Annotated in this window: 18 protein-coding genes; 9 read left to right on the top strand and 9 right to left on the bottom strand. The window is 65.8% G+C overall.

Translation table 11 applies throughout. From position 1 onward, the window contains the following. Window positions 1-70: 70 nt before the first annotated feature. Genes arsB through ASD75_RS22410 form a run of 4 tightly spaced genes read right to left on the bottom strand, consistent with a single transcriptional unit; the run spans window position 71 to window position 2,510 of the window. Window positions 71-1,135 (bottom strand): ACR3 family arsenite efflux transporter, encoded by a 1,065-nt coding sequence (arsB, locus tag ASD75_RS22395; protein WP_082565133.1) that lies wholly within the window; start codon window positions 1,133-1,135, stop codon window positions 71-73. Next, the gene (locus ASD75_RS22400; RefSeq protein ID WP_056748186.1) at window positions 1,132-1,638 is read right to left on the bottom strand and encodes an arsenate reductase ArsC; all 507 of its coding nucleotides are present in this window, start codon (window positions 1,636-1,638) and stop codon (window positions 1,132-1,134) included. Before ASD75_RS22400 ends, arsB begins: the two co-directional genes overlap by 4 nt. A 9-nt stretch (window positions 1,639-1,647) precedes the next feature. Further along, a complete protein-coding gene (locus tag ASD75_RS22405; RefSeq protein WP_056748188.1) occupies window positions 1,648-2,151 on the bottom strand; it encodes an ArsI/CadI family heavy metal resistance metalloenzyme in 504 nt (167 codons plus the stop codon). Window positions 2,152-2,183: 32 nt separating this feature from the next. Next, a complete protein-coding gene (locus tag ASD75_RS22410; RefSeq protein ID WP_056748191.1) occupies window positions 2,184-2,510 on the bottom strand; it encodes a helix-turn-helix transcriptional regulator in 327 nt (108 codons plus the stop codon). A gap of 179 nt (window positions 2,511-2,689) precedes the next feature. Between ASD75_RS22410 and ASD75_RS22415 the strand changes: the two genes are divergently transcribed. From ASD75_RS22415 to ASD75_RS22440, 6 genes are read left to right on the top strand one after another with little or no spacing between them, the layout of a single operon-like run. Continuing rightward, the gene (locus ASD75_RS22415) at window positions 2,690-4,396 is read left to right on the top strand and encodes an EAL domain-containing protein (protein WP_056748194.1); all 1,707 of its coding nucleotides are present in this window, start codon (window positions 2,690-2,692) and stop codon (window positions 4,394-4,396) included. A 5-nt stretch (window positions 4,397-4,401) separates the two neighbouring features. Then, on the top strand, window positions 4,402-5,526 hold the full coding sequence (locus ASD75_RS22420) for a saccharopine dehydrogenase family protein (protein WP_056748195.1): 1,125 nt from the start codon (window positions 4,402-4,404) through the stop codon (window positions 5,524-5,526). A 4-nt stretch (window positions 5,527-5,530) separates the two neighbouring features. Next, window positions 5,531-6,055 (top strand): SRPBCC family protein, encoded by a 525-nt coding sequence (locus tag ASD75_RS22425; protein ID WP_056748197.1) that lies wholly within the window; start codon window positions 5,531-5,533, stop codon window positions 6,053-6,055. Continuing rightward, a complete protein-coding gene (locus ASD75_RS22430; RefSeq protein WP_056748198.1) occupies window positions 6,052-6,450 on the top strand; it encodes a DoxX-like family protein in 399 nt (132 codons plus the stop codon). The genes ASD75_RS22425 and ASD75_RS22430 overlap by 4 nt, the downstream gene beginning before the upstream one ends. After that, window positions 6,447-6,941, top strand: coding sequence for a DUF2269 domain-containing protein (locus tag ASD75_RS22435; protein ID WP_056748200.1), 495 nt, complete (start codon window positions 6,447-6,449; stop codon window positions 6,939-6,941). Before ASD75_RS22430 ends, ASD75_RS22435 begins: the two co-directional genes overlap by 4 nt. A gap of 15 nt (window positions 6,942-6,956) precedes the next feature. Continuing rightward, the gene (locus tag ASD75_RS22440) at window positions 6,957-8,654 is read left to right on the top strand and encodes an AarF/ABC1/UbiB kinase family protein (protein ID WP_056748202.1); all 1,698 of its coding nucleotides are present in this window, start codon (window positions 6,957-6,959) and stop codon (window positions 8,652-8,654) included. Between the two features lie 60 nt (window positions 8,655-8,714). On the opposite strand, the gene ASD75_RS22445 is transcribed toward ASD75_RS22440, so the two are convergent. From ASD75_RS22445 to ASD75_RS22460, 4 genes are read right to left on the bottom strand one after another with little or no spacing between them, the layout of a single operon-like run. After that, entirely contained in the window at window positions 8,715-9,548 is an 834-nt protein-coding gene (locus ASD75_RS22445; RefSeq protein ID WP_056748204.1) for a molybdate ABC transporter substrate-binding protein, read from the bottom strand. A gap of 9 nt (window positions 9,549-9,557) precedes the next feature. Further along, complete coding sequence (locus ASD75_RS22450; protein WP_056748206.1) at window positions 9,558-10,394, bottom strand: extracellular solute-binding protein; 837 nt, start codon at window positions 10,392-10,394, stop codon at window positions 9,558-9,560. After that, window positions 10,391-11,119 (bottom strand): phosphate ABC transporter ATP-binding protein, encoded by a 729-nt coding sequence (locus tag ASD75_RS22455; protein ID WP_056066886.1) that lies wholly within the window; start codon window positions 11,117-11,119, stop codon window positions 10,391-10,393. The genes ASD75_RS22450 and ASD75_RS22455 overlap by 4 nt, the downstream gene beginning before the upstream one ends. Then, window positions 11,116-11,853, bottom strand: a complete 738-nt coding sequence (locus ASD75_RS22460) for an ABC transporter permease (protein WP_056748208.1) — start codon at window positions 11,851-11,853, stop codon at window positions 11,116-11,118. The genes ASD75_RS22455 and ASD75_RS22460 overlap by 4 nt, the downstream gene beginning before the upstream one ends. A 63-nt stretch (window positions 11,854-11,916) precedes the next feature. Here ASD75_RS22460 and ASD75_RS22465 point away from each other — a divergent pair, with 63 nt between their 5' ends. The 3 genes from ASD75_RS22465 (at window position 11,917) to ASD75_RS22475 (ending at window position 15,662) form a co-directional block, all read left to right on the top strand. Continuing rightward, entirely contained in the window at window positions 11,917-13,044 is a 1,128-nt protein-coding gene (locus ASD75_RS22465) for a substrate-binding domain-containing protein (protein ID WP_056748210.1), read from the top strand. 182 nt (window positions 13,045-13,226) lie between these two features. After that, the gene (locus ASD75_RS22470; RefSeq protein ID WP_056748212.1) at window positions 13,227-13,847 is read left to right on the top strand and encodes a TRAP transporter small permease subunit; all 621 of its coding nucleotides are present in this window, start codon (window positions 13,227-13,229) and stop codon (window positions 13,845-13,847) included. Between the two features lie 27 nt (window positions 13,848-13,874). Beyond that, window positions 13,875-15,662: a TRAP transporter large permease subunit gene (locus ASD75_RS22475; RefSeq protein ID WP_056748214.1), complete on the top strand. Its 1,788-nt coding sequence runs from the start codon at window positions 13,875-13,877 to the stop codon at window positions 15,660-15,662. Window positions 15,663-16,198: 536 nt separating this feature from the next. On the opposite strand, the gene ASD75_RS22480 is transcribed toward ASD75_RS22475, so the two are convergent. After that, window positions 16,199-17,281 carry a TRAP transporter substrate-binding protein gene (locus ASD75_RS22480; RefSeq protein ID WP_015015263.1) on the bottom strand — a complete coding sequence of 361 codons (1,083 nt, stop codon included), beginning with the start codon at window positions 17,279-17,281 and terminating at the stop codon, window positions 16,199-16,201. Between the last annotated feature and the right edge of the window lie 147 nt (window positions 17,282-17,428).

The following is a 17,428-nucleotide window of genomic DNA, read 5'->3' on the forward strand; positions in this document are numbered from 1 at the left end:
GTTTCGCCGCAGGCAGTACAAGCAGTACGACAAGGCGAGACAACGACGCCAGGGGAGTTTTGTCAGTCGCTCACGCCCGCTCGTACCAGCCCTTGCTGCGGTTGACGAGGTGCACCACCAGCAGCATCACCGGCACCTCGATCAGCACGCCCACCACGGTGGCCAGCGCGGCACCGGAGTGAAAGCCGAACAGGCTGATGGCGGCGGCCACCGCCAGCTCGAAAAAGTTGGAGGCGCCGATCAGTGCCGATGGGCAGGCCACGCTGTGCTTCTCCCCCACCGCGCGGTTGAGCCAGTAGGCCAGCCCCGCGTTGAAAAACACCTGGATCAGGATGGGCACGGCCAGCAGCGCAATCACCAGTGGCTGCTGCAGGATGGCCTGGCCCTGGAACGCAAACAGCAGCACCAGCGTGGCCAGCAATGCGGCGATGGACCAGGGCCCCATGCGCGCCATGACGACATCGAACACCGCCTGCCCCTTGGCCAGCAGCGACCGGCGCAGCCACTGGGCCAACACCACCGGGATGACGATGTAGAGCACCACCGAGGTCAGCAGGGTGTCCCATGGCACGGTGATGGCCGAGATGCCCAGCAAGAACGCCACCAGCGGCGCAAATGCAACCACCATGATGCTGTCGTTCAGCGCCACCTGCGACAGCGTGAAGAGCGGGTCGCCGCCAGTGAGGCGGCTCCACACGAACACCATGGCCGTGCAGGGGGCCGCTGCCAGCAGGATGAGGCCTGCGATGTAGCTGTCCAGCTGGTCCGCAGGCAGGTAGGGCGCAAACCAGTGGCGGATGAACAGCCAGCCCAGCAACGCCATCGAAAACGGCTTGACCAGCCAGTTCACCACCAGCGTTACGCCGATGCCCCGGGCGTGCTTGCGCACCTCGCCCAGCGCACCGAAGTCCACCTTCACCAGCATGGGGATGACCATCACCCAGATCAACAGGCCCACGGGCAGATTGACCTTAGCGATCTCCATGCGGCCCACCGCCTGAAACACTGAGGGGAAGAATTGCCCGAGCGCAATGCCCACCACGATGCACAACAGCACCCACACGGTGAGGTAGCGCTCGAACACGCTCATGGGGGCCGGGACGACGGCTCCGGCTGGGTTGCACTGCACCGTCATGGCGTGGCGGTGGCACGCGACAGTTCGCGCGCGGTGTGCTGCAGCAGAGTCTTTTCGAGCTTGTCGGCAGGCAGGTTGATGAGCAGCTCCAACCGCTGGTGGATGGCATGCAAGGTCTTGCGGAAAGACTCGCGCTTTTCGTCGTCCGTGCCGTCCCCTGCGGACGGGTCGGCGTAGCCCCAGTGCGCAGTGGCGGGGTGGCCGGGCCAGATGGGGCAGACCTCGCCGGCCGCGTTGTCGCAGACGGTGATGATGAGGTCCATCACGGGTGCTCCCGGGGCGGCAAACTCGTCCCAGCTTTTGCTGCGCAGGCCTTCGGTCGAGATGCCAGCGGCACGCAGCACCTCCAGGCCCAGCGGGTTGGGTTGCTGGTTGTCGCGCGGGCTGCTGCCCGCCGAGTACGCGTGGAACCGGCCCGGTGCCATGTCGTTGAGCAATGCCTCGGCCAGGATGCTGCGGGCCGAGTTGTGGGTGCAAAGAAAAAGAACGTTCAAAGCGGTCATGCGGCGCTCTCAGCAGCAGCTGGTTTTGGCGGTTGTGGCAGTGGCCGGGCCGCAGCACGCCGCCCGAGGGGCCGCAGGTGCAGGGGCTGCCACCGCCGCTGGCGCGCAACAGGCGCCCGCAGATGAAGACGGTGTGGCTTCGTTGAAGACGGGGATGTCGCCCAGGGTGTGAAAGTGCTCCCAGGCAATGCCCTGCGGGTCGGTCACCCAGTGCTTTTCGCTGCGGGCGTAGCAGCAGGTGGTGTTGCCCTCGTCGAGCAAGGCCATGTCGGCGGCCTCGGCGCGCGCCTTCAGTTCGGCCAGCTCCTGAGCGTCGTCGGTCTGCATGCCAAAGTGGTCCAGGCCTAGTTTGGCGCCGCGCGTGGAGATGGCGAAATTGACGCGCGGGTCCTCCAGCATCCACTTGGCATAGTCCGCCTCCACCCGCGTGGGGGCGGCAGCAAACAGCTTGGAATAGAAGGCGATGCTTTGGGCCAGATCATCGACATGCACATGGGCGTGGAAGCGTTTCATGGGGTTCTCCTTGGGGCAACGGTGAGGAACGGTCAGCAATGGCAGGAAGCAACCGCGCCGTCAGGGGTACAGGCCTGGCCTTCGCAGCAGTTTTCGGTGAGGTAGGCCAGCAGCGCATTCATGGTGTCGAACGCGGCGCGGTAGATGAGGTTGCGGCCCTGCCGCTCCTGGCTGATGAGCCCGGCATGCGACAGCTCCTTGAGGTGAAAGGACAGGGTGTTGGGCGCCACCTCCAGCTGGGCGGCCAAGTCGCTGGGGGTCAGCCCCGCAGGGCCCGCCACCACCAGCGCACGGAAGACCCGCAGGCGGACCTCCTGGGCCAAGGCGGCGAGGGCTCGGACAACATCGGTTTCTTGCATGGATCAATAATACAACGATTGTTGAATTATTGAAATAGCATCCCAAAAATCACGAAAAACCCACACTCGCTCCAGGTGACCTCCAACCACCCGGAAGCGCACACCCGCCACAGGCTGTTACGCGTTGGCCCCGCCGCACGGTCGTATGATGACCCGCATACAAAAAAGGGCGGGAGCACGTGGACGATTTGGTTTCAATCTGGCAGGACGCCATGCAGGTGTTTGTGGTGGGGTTTCCGCCACTGCTGCAGAGCCTGCTGTTCTGGGTCTTTGCGGCACTGGTCGTGCACGTGTGCCAGCAGTTGGTGGAGCACACCGCGTATTCGGTGGACCCGTCCAGCCGCCGCATCAGCGCATCCCACGCATCGCTGTGCATTGGCTCCATCGTGTGGGCGCTGGACGTGGTGGGCCTGTTCCTGTACAACGAGCTGTCGCACCATGTGCTGGAGCTGGTGCCCGCGCTCAGCGGCCTGGTCATCATGGTGGTGAGTGCGCGGCTCACCATCCCCACCCTCAGCACCGGCGCCAGCAAACGCCGCATTGCGCTGGCCAGCTTGTGGCTGGCGATGGGCACGCTGGCAGGGCACTTCACCATCACCAGCAGCCACGTGCAGAGTTTCGGGCAGATCAACCTGCTGGCCACTGCGCTGTCGCTGGGCATTGCCACCGGCATTTCTTGCTACTGCGCCATCCGCCATCGCGCCGCCAAGCTCAGTGTGCTCACCCCCCGCTACCGGGCCCAGAACTGGGCGGACAAGCTGCTGTGCGGCGGCGCGATCCTGGTGCTGCACTGGCTGTTGGTCAACACCTTTGCCATGCACCTGGGCGACCCTGAGGGTGCGTCCGATGGCGCCGCGCTGCTCTTCGTGATGCTGGTGTTTGCGATGGCGGTGGCCACGGAGCATCTGAGCAACCTGCGCTCGGACGCGGGACGCCAGCAGTTGCTGCGGCGGGGGTTGTCGATGATGCGCACCTCGGCATTGGCCCACAACGCCCACAGCGATATTCAGCAGTCGCTGATTGCCGACCACCTGGACCGTCTGCTGCATCCCGACAACCTGGCACTGCATTTCCAGCCCATCATCCACACCCAGCGCAGCGGGGTACAGCTGGAGGCGCTGCTGCGCCTGACCGACACCACCCTGGGCCGCATCAACCCCGAAACCTTCTTGCTGGTGTGCGAGCTGCAGGGCAAGACGGCGGAGGTGGACCGCATGATTGTGTGCAACGCACTCGACCATCTGTGCCACTGGCGGGCGCAGGGGATGGACGCAGTGTCCATCAGCGTCAATGTGGCGCCGGTCACGCTGATGCACGAAAGCTTCGCGCCTTGGCTGGGTCTGCAGCTGGCCCAGCGCGCCCTGCCCCCGCGCACCCTGAAGCTCGAAATGACCGAGCATGCCGTGATTGCGCTGGGCCCCCAGATGGTGGCGGCCATCAGCGCGCTGAGCGCCCTGGGTGTGGCCGTTTTGTTGGACGACTTTGGCGCCGGGTATTCGTCCCTGGGCATGCTGGCCGAGCTACCGATTGCGGGCATCAAATGCGACCGCCTGTTCGTACGCCAGCTGCCACACGACCGCCGCCGCCAGAAGCTGCTGCGGCACATCAGCGCGCTGGCGCGGGACCTGGGCCTGTCGGTGGTGGTTGAAGGCGTGGAGACGCCCGAAGAGCTGCGGGCCCTCGCCGCCGCCGGGCTGCACCACATCCAGGGCTACCTGTTCAGCCGCCCCATTGCAGCGCCTGACGTACCCACCTGGCACCGCACGCAATTTCAGTCACAACGTGCCGCCCTGCAGGCCTTGCTGCACACACCGGGCCCTGGCAGGGGCAGCGATACCTCCTTTGTGCCCACGCAGCCCAGCATGCCTTGGGCCTCAGGGGCATGACCCCCATGGCTGCACTGAAAACCCTGGTCCTGGGCGGCTACGGCAACTTTGGGGCGCGCATCTGCCGCGCCCTGGTGGGCGATGAGGCCACACGCCACCACATGGCCCTGTTGGTGGCGGGCCGGGATGCCTCGCAAGCGAAGGCCCTGGCCGCCACGCTGGGCCACGGTACACAGGGCGTGGCGCTGGACCACCAGGCTCCGGGCCTGGCCGCCACTTTGCGAGAGTGGGGTGTGGGTCTGGTGATCCATACGGCGGGCCCTTTTCAGGCGCAAGCCTACAACGTGGCCCAGGCGGCGGCCGAGGCGGGGGCGCACTACATCGACCTGGCCGACGGTCGCCGGTTTGTGTGCGACTTTCCGGCCGCGATGCAGGCTGCATTCACTGCCGCCGGGCGCACGGCCATCGCTGGCGCCAGCACGGTGCCCGCGCTGTCCTCGGCCGTCATCGACCACCTGTGCGCGGGCTGGCAACACATCCACAGCATCGACATCTGCATTGCCCCTGCGCAACGAGCGCCCCGGGGCCAGGCCACGCTGGCGGCCGTGCTGAGCTACTGCGGCCTGCCCATCGACGTGTGGGACGGTGGCCGGTGGCAGCCGCACAGCGGCTGGGCGCGGCCCAGCCCCGTCCAGTTCCAGCGGCTGCGCCCTCGCCTCGGGGCGGTCTGCGACATCCCGGACCTGGAGATCTTTCCCGCCCATTACCAGGCCCGCGACCGTGTCACCTTTCGCGCGGCCCTGGAGGTCGGCCTGGCGCAAAGAGCCTTCGCCACCCTGGCAACGCTGCGCCGTTGGGGCGTGCTGCCCCACCCCGAAAAGCTGGCCTGGCTGATGCACCACGCGGGCGGCGCGCTGGACTTTCTGGGCACGCCGCTGGGCGGCATGGTGGTACGTGTGGCGGGTGCGGATGCGCAAGGCCAGCCCCGGCGCCGCGCATGGCACATTGCGGCCGACAACGACCATGGCCCCGAGATTCCCTGCATGGCCGCCATCCTGCTGGCCCGCCAGCTCGCAGCAGGGCAGCCGCTGCCCACTGGGGCACACACCAGCGCCAGCCTTCTGCCCCTGGAAGCCTTTGCCCCCGAGTTTGCGAAGTGGGGCATGGTGACGGATGTGGTGGAGGAATGAGCCCATGGCCCACCGGAAATTGACCTTCCTCATGCCAGCGCGGGCCGACGTTGTGTTCGATGCCTTTCACTACCACGAGTGGCGGTGCCAGTGGGATTCGCTGGTGCGCCGCACCAGCGTGGATAGCGGCGAGCCCTGCCCCAGTGTGGGCGCCACCACCGAGAACCTGGGCGCCGGTGCATTGCGGGCGCTGTCCATGCGCACGCAGTTCGTCAGCTATGACCGCCCTGTGGTTGCGGCTGCGGCCATGGTTGGGCGTTCGTTCCCTTTCTCCCAGTGGGCAGCCTCCATGCGCCACCAAGAGCAAGGCCCCCACCAGTCCCTGCTGATCTACACCTATACCTTTCAAGTGGGCCCCGCAGCCTTTCGGGCGGTCATGGAGCCTGTGGTGGACTGGGTCTTTGTCCGCAAGACGCGCCAGCGGTTCCAGCGCCTGGCGCAGTTCCTGGCCATCCGCGCTGCCGACATTGCAGACTGGCAGCAGGCGCAGGGCCCAGCGCCCTCTGCCGCGCACAAGGCCCGCCCATGAACCGCGCGTCAGCCCAACTGCTGCGCGCCAGCCTCGTGGTCGTCTGGCTGGCCACCGCCGTGGTCAGCGTGTGGGAACTGCACGGCCAAAGCCGCGAGCTGCTGGCGGGCCTGCCCACCGCGTGGACCGAGGGCAACACATCGTGGCTACCCACCGCCATCATCCTGGCCGGGGCGGCTGCCGATGCGGTGCTGGGGCTGTGGCTGGCGCTCCGCCCCGGCCGCAAGGCGTATGGAGCGGCCCTTCTGGTAATGCTGGCCATGACACTGCTGGCCACGGCCATACACCCTGCATGGTGGCTGCACCCCTTCGGACCTCTGACTAAAAACCTGCCGATTGCCGCCATCCTGTGGGTGCTGCTGCAAGACACGTCCACGACACCGCCCAAGCCATGAGCCTGTACCTCACCCTCAAATGGCTGCACATCATCTCCAGCGTGCTGCTCGTGGGCACCGGGCTGGGCTCGGCGTTCTACATGTTCTTTACCAACCGCAGCGGCAATGTGCAGGCGCAGGCGGTGGTCACGCGCCTGGTAGTGCGGGCGGACTGGTGGTTCACCACGCCCACGGTGTTCCTCCAGCCCGCCACGGGGCTCGCCATGGCTGCGATGGCAGGCCTGCCCTGGGGCACGCCGTGGCTCGCGGTATCCATTGCGCTGTACCTGGTGGCCGGTGCCTGCTGGCTGCCCGTGGTGTGGCTGCAGTTGCGCATGCGCGACATGGCGATAAAGGCGGCAGAGGCGGCGCAGTCCGCGCACGGTGATGGCGTGCTGCCGCCCTTGTACTGGCGCTACGCCCGCTGGTGGGAGGCGCTGGGCTACCCGGCCTTTGTGGCCATGGCCGTGGTGTTCTACCTGATGGTGAACAAACCCGCCCTGAACTTCTGAACCTATCATCGCCCCATGCTGATCGAGACGCTGGACACCGCCCGCGACCTGGGGCGCCTGAAGGAAATTCTGGGCGTGATGGTGCGCCACGGGTTTGGCGACACCGTGCGCCGCCTGGGCCTGGCCGACCGGCTGGAGCGCGCGGGCCAGGCGCTGAACTGGACCCACGCCGCCGACCTGGCCCGCGTGGAGCCCCCCGTGCAGGTGCGGCTGGCACTCGAAGAGCTGGGCCCCGCGTTCGTCAAATTTGGCCAGATCCTTGCGGGCCGGGCCGACCTGTTTGGCCCGGAGTGGATTGCAGAATTCGAGAAGCTGCACAGCCAGGTGCCCGCCGTGCCCATCGATGCCCTGCGCCCGCAACTGCGCGAAGACCTGGGCGCCGATCCCGAAGCCGTCTTTGCCTGGTTTGACACGACACCGCTGGCCGCCGCATCGATTGCGCAAGTGCACCGCGCGCGCCTGCAGGACGGCAGCGAAGTCATCGTCAAGATCCGCCGCCCCGGCATTGCCGACACCATCCAGGCCGACCTGCGCCTGCTGCAGCGCCTGGCCGCGCTGGCCGAGGCAGAGCTGCCAGCGCTCAAGCCCTACCGGCCCCAGCAACTGGTGCGCGAGTTCGCGCGCTCGTTGCGCCGCGAGCTGGACCTGGCCGGCGAATGCCGCCAGGCCGAACGCATTGCCACCAACATGGCCGCACTGCCTCACATCGTGATCCCGCGCGTGCACTGGGCCTACACGCGCGAGCGCATCAACGTGCAGGACTTCATCGACGGCACACCCGGCGGCGCTCTCGCGGCGCTGACGCGCGAGGCAGGCTTTGACCGCACCGTGCTGGCGCAACGCGGCGCGCAGGCGGTGCTGCAGATGATCGTCAAGGACGGCGTTTTCCACGCCGACCCGCACCCGGGCAACGTGTTCTACCTGCCGGGCAACCGCATTGCCTTCATCGACTTTGGCATGGTGGGCCGCCTGTCGCAGCGCCGGCGCGACGAGCTGCTGCAGCTGCTGCTGGGCCTGGTGGAGCACCAGCCCCAGGCAGTGGCCGATGTGCTGCTGGACTGGACGGGCGACGCGCAGGGCCTGAATTTGGGTCAGCTCGAAACCGAGATCGAAGCCTTTGTGGACCAGTACCACGGCGTGCCCCTGGCGCAGCTGAGCCTGGGACAGATGCTGGCCGACGTGACGGCCATCCTGCGTGAACACCACCTGGGCCTGCCGTCCGATCTGGCGCTGCTGATCAAGGCCTTCATCTCGCTCGAAGGCATGGGCCGCAACCTCGACCCAGACTTTCACATGGCGACCGAAGCCCTGCCGCTGCTCAAGCAGGTGGTGCGCGCACGCTACGAGCCCAAGGTGCTGGCCGGGCGGGCCTGGAGCACCCTGCGGCGCGCGCTGGCCACGGTGGAGCAGTTGCCGGACGACATCGGGCGGCTGCTGCGCAACGCGCGGCGCGGGCACCTGCAGGTGGGCATTGAGCTGGCGCACCTCAAGCGTGTGGGCGACCAGATCGACCGGTCGGCCAATCGGCTGGCGATGGCGCTGGTGATTGCCGCGCTCATCATTGGCTCGTCTATCGTGATGACCGTGAAAGGCGGGCCCACGCTGTTCGGCCTGCCAGCGTTTGGGTTCCTCGGTTTCTTTGGTGCGGTGGTGTGTGGCCTGTGGCTGGTGCGGGCCATCTGGCGCAGCAGCCACCACCGCGATGATGACTGAGCGCAGCAAGCAGGCAGACGCGGCGTGTGCACACACTCGCAGCCAGACGGCCGCCCGCGTTCAAGGCAGCCCAAACCCCAACCGTTGCAATACCGCCTGAGCAGGCGGTTGGCGCAGCGCACTGGCAAATGCCTGGGCCGCAGCGGGCGCATCTGAACGCACAGTCAGGCCGTAGGCCGCGCCCACCTGCAGTGCGACTGGCAGCTGTACCACGCGCAGGCGCGGCACCTCGGCCTGGGCGGCCACTGCGTTGGTGCAGTAGGTCAGAAACACGTCGGCCTGGCGCTGGTCCATCACCCAGGCATAGGTGCCCCGGCCCGCAGGCGGCTTGGGCGAATCCGCACCGCCGGTGAGCTTCAGGGCCTTGGCGTCCAGCTGGGCATACGCACCCGGCTGAATCTTGTCGGCTTGGCGGAACAGCGCCCACGCGTAGTCGCCCGACGGGTCGGCCTTGGGTGTGGAGGTGCCCACGCGCACGTCCCTGCGCAGCAAGGTGGCCAGCAAGGTGTCGGGGGTGGCGCTGATCTGTTCGCTGGTCAGCGCACACAGCGCGTTGCGCGTGAACACCGCGGGCGCCTGCCAGCCGCCCCGGGCCGCCAGGTGCTGTGGGTGGTCGGTGTCGGCCGAGGCAAAGACCTGTGCGGGCTCGCCCTTTTCGATACGCTCGCGCAGCAGGCCCGAGGCGCCAAAGGTCAGCGCCACCTTCTGGCCGGTGCGGGCCTCTTGGTCGCGCGCGATCTCGGTGAACGCTTCGCGCAGGCTGCCAGCGGCATACACCTGCACGGGGGCAGCGTCAGCCATGGGCGCCTGGGCGGGCGCGGCCACACAACCGGCCACGGCCCAGGCCAGCCCGGCGGCGGCAGCGGCTACCGCCGCGGGTGAACGGTTTGCCATGGAGACCGCTCACTGCGCTGCGTTCGGGAAGAACAGCTGCTCGCCACCGATCTTGTAGCCCGCAATGGCCTGCTGGCCAGTGGGCGACACCACCCAGTCCACAAACTTCTGCGCGTCTTGTGTCTTCACATGCGGGTGCTTGGCGGGGTTCACCACCATCACGCCGTATTGGTTGAAGAGCTTGGTGTCGCCCTCGACCAGAACGGCCAGGTCCGCGCGGTTCTTGAAGTTGAGCCAGGTGCCACGGTCGGCCAGCACATAGGCGCCGCTTGACGCCGCGATGTTGAGCGCGGGCCCCATGCCGCAGCCGCATTCCTTGTAGCCGCTGCCTTTTGATGTATTTGCAGCCTCGGCACCGGCCAGCTTCCAGTAGCGCAGCTCGGCCGCGTGGGTGCCGCTCTTGTCGCCGCGCGAGATGAAGTTGCCATTGGCGGCAGAGAGCTTCTGCAGCGCTTGCACGATGTCCTTGCCTTTGGTGCCCACCGGGTCGTTCTTGGGGCCGATGAGGATGAAGTCGTTGTACATCACGGGGTAGCGCTTCACGCCCCAACCATCGGCCACAAACTTTTCTTCGGCCACCTGGTCGTGCACGAACAGCACGTCCGCGTCGCCCCGGCGTGCCATATCGAGCGCCTGCCCCGTGCCCAGCGCCACCACTTTGATGTCCAGGCCGCTGGCCTTCTTGAACTCGGGCAGCAGGTAGCCAAACAGGCCCGACTGCTCGGTGGAGGTGGTGGAGGCCATGGTGATGCTCTGCGCAAACGCTGAACCCGACGCTACCAAAACAATAGCTGCCAGCGCTTTGGACACTAGCGCTCCCGCGCGAAAAGGCTTGAAATCCGTCATACCAGCTCTCCTTTGACAAACAATCGGGCGGCCTCCGGCAAGGGGCCATTGAAAAAGTCATGCACCGGCAAGTCCGCCACCAGACGGCCGTGCTCCATGTAGATCACGCGGCTGGCCAGGCGCTTGACCTGGCCCAGGTTGTGGCTGCTGAACACCATGGTCACGGGGTGCGCCGGGCCGGCCGCGCCATGGCTGGCCGCAAAGTCGGCCATCAGTGCCTCCACCTCGCGCTTGGCATGGGGGTCGAGGCTGGCGGTGGGCTCATCGAGCAGCAGCACATCGGGCCGCAGGGCCCAGGCACGGGCCAGCGCCACACGCTGCTGCTGGCCGCCCGACAGGGTGCGCGCGTTCTGCGCTGCAATGCCCTGCAGGCCCACCCGCTGCAAGGCCGTCAGGGCCAGCGGACGCGCATCGCGCCAGCGGGTGCCGCGCAGCCAAAGGGCCAGGGCCACGTTGTTCTGGGCACTGGTGCGCAGCATGTGCGGGCGCTGGAACAGCATGGCCTGGCGCAGCGACGCATCGCATTGCAGGCCGCCCCCATGCGTGTCGGCCAGGCCATGCAGCACGCGCAGCAAAGTGCTCTTGCCACTGCCGTTGGCGCCCACCAGCGCCACGCGCTCGCCGGGTGCGATGCGCAGCGTGACCTGGTCCAGCGCCTGCACGCGGCCGTAGCGCACGGTCACCTGCCGCAGGTCCACCCAGGGGGTTGGCAAAGGCCCGCTCATGCAGCCACTCCCACCGGCGTGCTGGAGGCCGAGCCATCCACCCGCTCGCGCCAGCGCCTCAGCAACGCAATCAGCACATTGAGCGTCAGCACCACGGCCAGCAGGATCATGCCCAGCGCCAGTGCCAGCGGCAGGTCGCCCTTGCTGGTCTCCAGCGCGATGGCGGTGGTCATCACGCGCGTGAAGCCGTCGATGTTGCCGCCCACGATCATCACGGCGCCGACCTCGGAGATCGCGCGGCCAAACGATGCCAGCAGCACGGTGAGCAGCGCATACCGCTCGTCCCATGCCAGCAGCAGGCTGCGCAGCAGCGGGCCGGCGCCCATGGAACGTAGCTGCTCGCCATGCGCGCGCTCGGCGTCTTCCACCGTCTGGCGCGTGAGCGCGGTGACCACCGGCAGCACCAGAATGGCCTGCGCCAGCACCATGGCCTTGAAGCTGAACAGCCAGCCCAGCGACCCCAGCGGCCCGCTGCGCGACAGCACCAGGTACACCACCAGCCCCACCACCACCGAAGGCACGGCCAGCAAGGTGTTAAGCACCGCCAGCACGGCGCCACGGCCAGTGAAGCGGGCCACGCCCAGCCAAGCGCCCAGCACCAGGCCCACCCCGCAGGCCATCACACAGGCGGTGGCGCTGACAGACAAGGAACGGCCCACGATGGTCCAGAGGACAGGGTCGGACGAGAGGGTGAGTTCAAGCGCTGTGCTCGCGCTTTCGGTGAGGGTGGACATGGGCCAGGGGATCGGTTTGGGCTATCGTAGGCACCCATCCAATATCCAGCGATATGAACTCCCGTGCATAGGGTCCAACTTCACTACACACTCAGCCGCGACGCGGGCACTGCGCTCATCCGCAATCCGTTGCCCGAGCTGTTGCAGGCGGTGGCCGAGCGTGGCTCCATCTCGGGCGCTGCGCGCGCGCTGGACCTGTCCTACCGCCATGTCTGGGGCGCCCTCAAACGCTGGGAAGACCAGCTGGGCGGCGAATTGATCATCTGGGGCAAGGGCCAGTCGGCGCAACTCAGCGAGTTCGGCAGCAAGCTGCTGTGGGCCGAACGCCAGGCCCAGGCCCGCCTGGCGCCCCAGATTGCCGCGCTGCACGCCGACCTGGAGCGCGCGTTTGCCGTCGCCTTCGACCCCAACGCCCATGTGCTCACCCTCTACGCCAGCCATGACGATGCATTGGCGGCGCTGCGTGCACATGCCGCAACGCAAACCGATGCAGGCGCGCTGCACCTCGACATCCGGTTCACCGGCAGCGTGGACGCCATCCGTGCGCTGAACGAGGGGCGTTGCACCCTGGCGGGCTTTCACACCGTGGCTGACGCAGCCGCACAGTCGCTCACCGCGCGCACCTACCAGCCACTGCTACAGCCCGGGCTGCACAAGATCATTGGCTTTGCGCAGCGCACCCAGGGGCTCATGGTGGCGCCCGGTAACCCGCTGGGCCTGCACAGCCTGGCCGATGTGGCCCGTGCCGGCGCCCGCTTCATCAACCGCCCACTGGGCTCGGGCACGCGGGTGCTGCTGGACGACCTGCTGGCCCAAGCCGGCATGGACCCAGAGAGCATCGTGGGCTACGCGCTCAACGAACCCTCCCACACCGCCATCGCCCAGGCCGTGGCTGCAGGGGCTGCCGATGTGGGCATGGGCATCGAGCTAGCGGCCCGCGCGCGCGGGCTGGACTTTGTCCCCCTGGTGCACGAGCGCTACCACCTGGCATGCCTGAAAGCCAGCCTGGACCAGCCCGCCACGCTGGCACTGCGCACCCTCTTGCAAACACCTGAATGGCTGGCACACATGACCACACTGCCGGGTTACACCGCCTGGCACTGCGGCGAGGTGCAGGCCATGAGCACGGTGTTGCCGTGGTGGCAATTTGCGCGGAAAAAGCGTGCTTCCACGCCTAGGAAGAAACCCTAATTGCTGCAGTTTTGATAGCTGAAGAATGAGCAGCTGCTGCGGGATAACACCGTCACGCTGCTGTCAGACTCCGCCTACAGTGCTCCGTAGAATCGCGCCGTCGTCAAAGTGTGCCCTGCCTCAGCGCCTACCCGCGCGGGGCCCGGGCATCTCGCACACACAGCCTTTTTATTGGAGACACCATGCAGGCTCTATTGAAGTTATCAAGAGGGATCGACTGGATTAACACCCAGGTCGGCAAGTACGTGGTCTGGCTGATCCTGGCCTCCACGGTCATCAGCGGCGTGAACGCCGTGGTGCGCAAGGCGTTCAACATCAGCTCCAACGCATTCCTGGAAGTGCAGTGGTACCTGTTTGCTGCATCGTTCCTGCTGGCAGCTGGCTACACGCTGCTGCAGGGCGAGCACGTGAAGGTCGATGTGATCTCGAGCCGCTTTTCCAAGCGCACGCAGATCTGGATCGACGTGTTCGGCTACATCGTCTTTCTCACCCCCATGTGCCTGGCCGTGCTCTGGTATGGGGTTCCGTTCTTCACGCGCGCACTGGCATCGGGCGAAATGTCCAACAACGCAGGTGGCCTGATCCGCTGGCCCGTGTACCTGATGATGCCCCTGGGCTTCACGCTGCTGTGGCTGCAAGGCATTTCTGAACTCATCAAGCGCCTGGGCTTCCTGCAAGGCCTGATCGAAGATCCGACGGTCAAGAAGGTCGAAAAGACGGCCGAGGAAGAACTGGCTGAATCCATCCGCAACCTGGCCGAAGCCGCCAAGGGCAACGGCAAGAACAAGGCCGAGGCTCACTGAGCGGCCCTACCAAGCGGAGCACACACCATGGAATTTTTGACCCATAACCTCGCCCCCATCATGTTCGCGGGGCTCATCTGCTTCTTGCTGGTGGGCTTCCCGGTCGCATTCAGTCTGGGCGCCTGTGGACTTTTCTTCGCCTTTATCGGCATTGAATTGAACGTACTTCCCGAAGCGCTGCTGCAAGCCGTGCCGCTGCGCATCTTCGGCATCATGCAGAACGACACCCTGCTGGCCATTCCGTTCTTCACGCTCATGGGGCTCATATTGGAGCGAAGCGGGATGGCGGAAGACCTGCTGGACACCATTGGCCAGCTGTTTGGCCCCATCCGGGGTGGCCTGGCACTGGCCGTGATCTTTGTGGGCGCGCTGCTGGCAGCCACCACGGGCGTGGTGGCTGCGTCGGTGATCTCGATGGGCCTGATCTCGCTGCCCATCATGCTGCGCTATGGCTATGACCGCCGACTGGCTGCGGGCGTGATTGCCGCGTCCGGAACCCTGGCACAGATCATTCCGCCGTCGCTGGTGCTGATCATCATTGCCGACCAGATGGGCCGCAGCGTGGGCGACATGTACAAGGGCGCCTTCCTGCCCGGCCTGATGCTCACCGGCTTCTATGCGCTGTACGTCATCCTGCTGGCAATCTTCAAGCCGCAATGGGTGCCTGCGATCCCGCCCGAAGCCCGTACGCTGCGTGACGACAACGGCAAGAGCGGTGTGACCTCCCTGCTGGTGCTGACCGGCATCTGCGTGGCCGCCTCGATGTATGTGGCCAAGAACATGGCCGCCCTGCACACCTGGTGGTCAGGCGAGGCGGTGGAACGCGTGGCGCTGGACGAAACCATCGTGGTGGCCATGTGCTTTGGCGTGGCCCTGGCCTTCGTGGTTGCCAGCGTCAACAAGATCACCCGCCTGGGCCTGCTGTCCAAGGCTGCGGAACGCGTGACGTTCGTGCTGATTCCCCCGCTGCTGCTGATCTTCCTGGTGCTGGGCACCATCTTCCTGGGTGTTGCAACCCCCACCGAAGGCGGCGCCATGGGCGCTTTAGGCGCAGGCATCATGGCCATCATCCGTGGTCGCCTGAGCTTCTCGCTGCTCAAACAGGCAGTCACCACCACCACCAAGCTGTCGTGTTTTGTGGTGTTCATTCTGGTGGGCGCGACGATGTTCGGCCTGACCTTCCAGGGCGTGGACGGCCCGCTGTGGGTGGAACACCTGCTGACCGGCCTGCCCGGTGGCCAGCTGGGATTCCTGATCGTCGTGAACATCATGGTGTTCTTCCTGGCGTTCTTCCTGGACTTCTTTGAGCTGTCTTTCATCGTGGTGCCCCTGCTGGCCCCGGTGGCCAACAAGCTGGGCATTGACCTGATCTGGTTTGGTGTGTTGCTGGCAGTGAACATGCAGACCTCGTTCATGCACCCACCGTTCGGCTTCGCGCTGTTCTACCTGCGCAGCGTGGCCCCGGCGAAGGAATACCTCGACAAGGTCACCAAGAAGATGATTGCGCCGGTGACCACGCCGCAGATCTACTGGGGTGCCATCCCATTCCTGATCATCCAGTTGATGATGGTGGGCCTGATCATCGCCTTCCCAGGCATCGTCTCCAGCGGCCTGGACAAGGCCGAGGTGTATGACCTGGACAAGGTCCGTATGGAAATGGAAGCCACCATGCCCGACGCGGCCGGAGCCCCCGAGGCCACCGACCCCACGGCTGGCATGGAAGGCGCTGGAGCTGCCCCTGGCGATACTGCGGCCCCCGCTGCAGACGACCCACTCAAGGCCCTGCAGGATTCGCTGGCCAACGAGAAGAAGTGATCCGAACCGCACAGGGCTGTTGACCAGCCCCTGAAGCAACCAGAGCCCCGGCAGATGTCATCTGCCGGGGCTTTTTTCATGGGCCTATGGCGTGCAGAGCGTGCTCAAAGACAGGACCGTCAACGAACGGCTCGACGTTGCCGTCCCCAAAACCTAAGGACCTACAGCAAAACGACCGCCACGCGTTGAGACGTTGGCTTCTTCGCACCACTTAACCCGCTGGCAAGCGTCTGCCTGTGGCGCTAAACGGACTTCGCACACCACGGGAAGCGATGGCCTCAACCACCCCTGGTATCCCATCAGAAACGTTTGCGCCGAGGGATCACGCAGACCTGCCGATCACAGCAACAAGGGCGACACCTTGAACGCCAGCCGACCGAACATCGCCGGGCATCCCGGCGGCATCATCTGCCCCGCAGTACGGCGGGACCGAGCACCCCACCCCATACCACCCACCAGACGCAAAAAAACCCGCCAGGCGAACCAGGCGGGTTTTCTGATCGACACGCCCTGCGGCTTGCGCCGCAGCCGGGCTATCAGATCTTCTGTGCAGACATGAAGGTGTCGTAGCGAGCTTCGGCAAAGCGGAACCAGAGGATCTGGTCGCGCTGGAAGGCACGCATGTCGGCGTAGATCTTCTTCCACTCGGGGCTCTTGGCGTCGTTCTCGGCGAACACTTCCATCGAAGCCTTGAACGAAGCGTCCATCACAGCTTGCGAGAAAGGCAGCACCTTGGTCTTGGCAGCCACGAGCTGCTTCAGGGCCGTGGGGTTCAGCGCGTCGTACTTGGCCAGCATGTCCACGTGGGCCACGTTGGTTGCGGCTTCGATGATGGCCTTGTTCTCAGCCGACAGGCCGTCGAACGCCTTCTGGTTGACGAAGAAGTCCACTTCAGGACCACCTTCCCACCAGCCGGGGTAGTAGTAGAACGGAGCAACTTTGTTGAAGCCCAGCTTCTGGTCATCGTACGGACCCACCCACTCGGCGGCATCCAGCGTGCCCTTTTCGAGGGCTTGGTAAATTTCGCCGCCAGGGATGCTCTGAGGCACAGCACCCAGCTTCTGCATCACTTCACCGATCAGGCCGCCACCCAGGCGCATCTTCATGCCCTTGAAGTCGGCAGGCGACTTGATTTCCTTGCGGAACCAGCCACCCATCTGCGTGCCGGTGTTGCCACCTGCGAAGCTGATCATGTTGAAACCGCCGTAGAACTCGTTCATGAGCTTGCGGCCGTTGCCATGCAACATCCAGGCGTTCATCTGGCGGGCATTGAAGCCGAAAGGCACTGCCGAGCCCAGCGCGAAGGCGGGGTTCTTGCCGTAGAAGTAGTAAGGCACGGTGTGTGCCATTTCCACGGTGCCTTGCTGCACGCCGTCCACCACGCCGAAGGGAGGCATCAGCTCGCCACCAGCGTGCACGGAGATTTCAAACTTGCCGCCCGACATGGCCTTGACGGCCTTGGAGAACACATCAGCGCCGCCATAGATGGTGTCCAGCGACTTGGGGAAGCTGGAGGCCAGACGCCAGCGAATGGCAGCCTGGGCGTGGACGGCGGGCGCAGCGCCTGCAGCCAGCACACCGGCAATGCCAGCATGCTTGATGATTGAACGACGATCCATGAGGTTCTCTCCGATATATTGATTGCAAAACTTGGTGCGCACGCGTTGTGCACGGCCGACCAAGGACATGTTTCAGCCGGGACCATTGTAGGAACATGCCCCCCAGGACTTTTGCGGGTTTTCCCGCGAAAGTCCGGCGCCAACACA

The organism is Acidovorax sp. Root568 (assembly GCF_001427445.1).
GTDB classification, from domain to species: domain Bacteria; phylum Pseudomonadota; class Gammaproteobacteria; order Burkholderiales; family Burkholderiaceae_C; genus Acidovorax; species Acidovorax delafieldii.